The sequence below is a fragment of the Methylorubrum podarium genome (assembly GCF_022179745.1).
GTDB classification, from domain to species: Bacteria; Pseudomonadota; Alphaproteobacteria; order Rhizobiales; family Beijerinckiaceae; genus Methylobacterium; species Methylobacterium podarium.
In genome coordinates this window covers 1-3,275 of sequence record NZ_BPRD01000590.1, presented here as the reverse complement: position 1 = coordinate 3,275, position 3,275 = coordinate 1, and the positions used below count along the sequence as shown (strand labels likewise).

Sequence of the window (3,275 nt, the reverse complement as noted above, 5' to 3'; positions counted from 1 at the left end):
CGCGCCGACCCGGCGGCGCGCCAGGGCCCCGTCCGAGGCCGCCGCGGCGAGGGGCGCGTGGGCGAGGGCCTGGGCGCCGAGCAGCGTGCGGTAGCGCCGGGCGGCCTCGGGATCGGAGCGGATCGCGCGGACCACGGCGAAATCGACCGGGGCGCCCGGTTCCCGGTTGGCATGCGCCCAGAGGGCGGCGTGGCTCGGCCGGAGCGCGGGGGCCTGCGCCCGCATCAGGGCGCGGGCGGCGTGGATTTCGGCGAGCAGTCGGGCCTCGTCGCTCACGCCGCCGCCTCCCCGGCATAGGCCGCGGCGAAGGCGGCCGCGAAGACGGAGCGGTCCGCCGCGAAGGCCGCGTCGAGCGGGCGCTGCCGGGCCAGTGCCGCGAGCGCCCGTTCCAGCCTGTCCGCCTCCTCCGCGAGGCGCAGCAGCGCGGTCTCGGCGGCGGCGAAGCCCGCGGCCAGCGCAGGGCGGTCCTCGAAGCCGGCCCGGCGCACCCGGCGCAGATCCGCCTCTGCCGCCTCCAGGGCGGCCTGCGCCTCCGGGGTGAGCCCGTCGCGCTCGGCGATGCGCAGGGCCGCCGCGATCCGCAGCATCCGGGCGAGATGGGCCGCGAGCGCACCGGCCCGCTCGTGCAGGGCCGCGTAGCTCTCGGCCTCGGCGCAGGTCGCCCGCTCGGCGACCTCGGCCCCGCCGCCGCCCCGGCGGAGACGGTTGGCGATGCCCGATTGGACCTGCCCGAAGCTCGCGGCCCGCAGGGTCGTCAGCGGGCGGGTGCGGTGGAACGGCTCCAGGCGCAGGAAGTCGGCCAGATCCTCGCGCTCGGCGCCGGTGAGGATCTTCGGACCCTCCGGCCAGTCGGCGAGGAGGGCGGCCAGGGTCTCGGCCGGTTCGGAGGCGGCGAGATCGCCGAGCGCCGCGTCGATCCGCTCCTCCCAGCCGGCATGCGCGTCGAGCGAGACGGGAGCGGACAGCCCCTCCAGGCCGCCGACGAGATGCGCGCCCGCCTCGAAGGTCACGAAATGCTCGGCGACCGTGCGGAAGCCCGGCCGCTCGCCCGCCTCCATCTCGCTGCGCCAGAAGGCGAGGATGTCGTCGTCGGTGAAGGCTCTGCGCCCGGCCAGGAAGCCGAGGATCGCGCGGAAGCGGCGCTCCAGCGGCGCCAGGGGCAGGTGGTCGTTGCGGTAGGCGGAGAGGTGGCGGGCGAGCCGCTTGGACAGGAAGGCGGCGCCCTCCGCATCGGGCGCGGCGGCGAGGTCGTCGAGCCAGCCCGTGACGGCGGCGAACTGCGCCAGATCCTCCGCCGTCAGCACGAACTCGGCGAGCGCCAGCAGCCGCGCGAGGCCGGCCCAGCTCGTGCGCCAATCCTCTCCGAGCACCGGGCCGCGGGCGTCGGCGGCGCCACTGTCGACGAAGCGCAGCTCGACGGCTCCGGCGGTGGCGAGGCCGGGATCGAGCGCCAGGGTGACGAGGTCGCGCCCGTTCCGGGCCGTCGTCGCCTTGGCCAGGGCGGCCAGCGCGTGGGCGAGGTCCCAGAGCGGCTTGTCGCGGTTCGGGCGCACGGCGCCGGTGACGACCCGGGCGAGCCAGGCGCGGTCCGCGCGGGAGAGGTCGCGGCCGTCGCAGACGGCGGCCAGATCGGCCGCGCAACGCTCGTCGTATCCGCCGGTCATGCGCCTCCCGGTGCCGGGGCCCCACGCATTCTCCTGCGCAACCCCTTGCGATTCCTCGATCCGCCGTATGGTTAGCCCGAGCCCGCCCATCCGTCACCCTCCGGTGCCGAACGAGCGCCCGGCACACCCGGCCCATGGACCGGCCAGAGCCCGATCCGGTCTCACGCGAGCGGAGTCACGAGGGCGGCACCCGCGTGCCGTCGTCACTTCGGCAGGATGTCGGCCGCGCGGGCGGTGGCGATCATCGCCTCGTGCATCGCCCCGTCATCGACGTCCGCCGTCAGATCGCCGAGCCGGGTGTCGAAGGCGTCGTTCTGCGATCCCATGAAGGCCCGGCGCGCCGCGGTGTCCCGGGGATAGGGCGCGGGGAACATCGCGATCCCGCGCTCCACCGCGGCGGCGTGCTTGGGCAGATTCATCGCCCGCAGGGCGGCGGCGACGTCGGGCGCGAGCACGCCCGAGGAATTGAAGAAGGCTTGGTGGACCGAGCCGTTCAGCATCTCCGCCTCGAAGATCCGCACGACGATGATCCGCGCATGCGCCGGCGGCAGGGCGGCGAGGCGGGCCGCGACGGCCGCGGGCGCGTCGTAATGGTCCAGGCAGGCCCAAAGTCCGCCGGTGAGATAGGCGAGGCGGTCGTCGTCGTCCGCGCCGGATCGCAGCGGCTCGTAGAGCGCCGCGAGGTCCGGCGAGCGGGCGGTCCGCGCCGCCGCCTCGTCGAGGAGGCGCGGGAGCGCGCGGAAGCGTTCCGATAGGCGGTCGAGGGTGGCATCGAGCGCCGGGTCGCGGATCTCGCCGGAGCCGTCGCTCCAGCGGGCGTAGCGCCGAGCCTGGGTGCCGCCGAACTCCGGGCCGAACAGGGCGGCGCCCTCGCGCAGCAGCGCGGCGTGCGCGGCCAAACCCTCGGCATCGAGCGCCCGGAGGGCGTCTTCGAGGAAGACGCTGTTGGAGAGGACGAAGAAGCCCTTCAGGCCGGTCGCGCCGCTCGTCCAGTGGTCGAGCGCGGCCAGCACCAGCACGGGCCGTTCCGCCGGCTTGAAGGTCGCCAGTCCCCGCGCGAGGGCGGCCCGCATCTCAGCCGCGCCGGCCGCATCCAGGGAGAAGCGGTCGAAGTCCGGGGACCCATCGGACTTGAAGAACAGGTCGGGCATACGAAGCGGCACCGCCCGGTTCTCGAGCGCCTTGGTCATCGGGTAGTGCCGAAGGGCTCCGAGGTCGCAGCTCGGGGCCGGCGAGCAGGCCGCGACGGTCAGCAGGCAGGCCATCGCCGGCCCGAGGCATCGCCTCGACAGGCGGGCTCGGGCGCTTCGAGACCAGCGATGCGGCAGCCCCGCTTCGGTTCGCCGCTCTGCCGTCGCCTCACAGGTCATGCCGGCCCTCGCCCCGCCCGAAGCCGCCTCATCGCACCACGATCCGCGCGGTGGCCTCGGTCACGCCGGGCGTCGCGCGGATCTTGTCCAGAAGGTCGAGCACGTCGGGCGGCTGGAGCAGTTTCGCCTCGCCTTCGGCGCCCGGTGCGGCCGCGAGCCAGCGCTCCGCGAGTTCCGGCGGCAGGCCGCCCTCGACGCCGAAACAGGCGAACAGATTCTCGAACGGCTCGCTCGCCACGAT

Annotated in this window: 2 protein-coding genes and 2 pseudogenes; all 4 read right to left on the bottom strand. The window is 75.4% G+C overall.

Annotation, left to right across the window (positions count from 1 at the left end; genetic code table 11):
- Positions 1 to 276: pseudogene (locus MFF42_RS24150) on the bottom strand (hypothetical protein); the annotation flags it as partial.
- Positions 273 to 1,664, bottom strand: a complete 1,392-nt coding sequence (locus MFF42_RS24145) for a hypothetical protein (protein ID WP_238258390.1) — start codon at positions 1,662 to 1,664, stop codon at positions 273 to 275. The gene MFF42_RS24145 and the pseudogene MFF42_RS24150, both read right to left, overlap by 4 nt.
- Before the next feature lie 203 nt (positions 1,665 to 1,867).
- Positions 1,868 to 2,929 (bottom strand): DMP19 family protein, encoded by a 1,062-nt coding sequence (locus MFF42_RS24140; protein WP_238258388.1) that lies wholly within the window; start codon positions 2,927 to 2,929, stop codon positions 1,868 to 1,870.
- Positions 2,930 to 3,062: 133 nt separating this feature from the next.
- Positions 3,063 to 3,275, bottom strand: a pseudogene (locus MFF42_RS24135) (hypothetical protein); the annotation flags it as partial.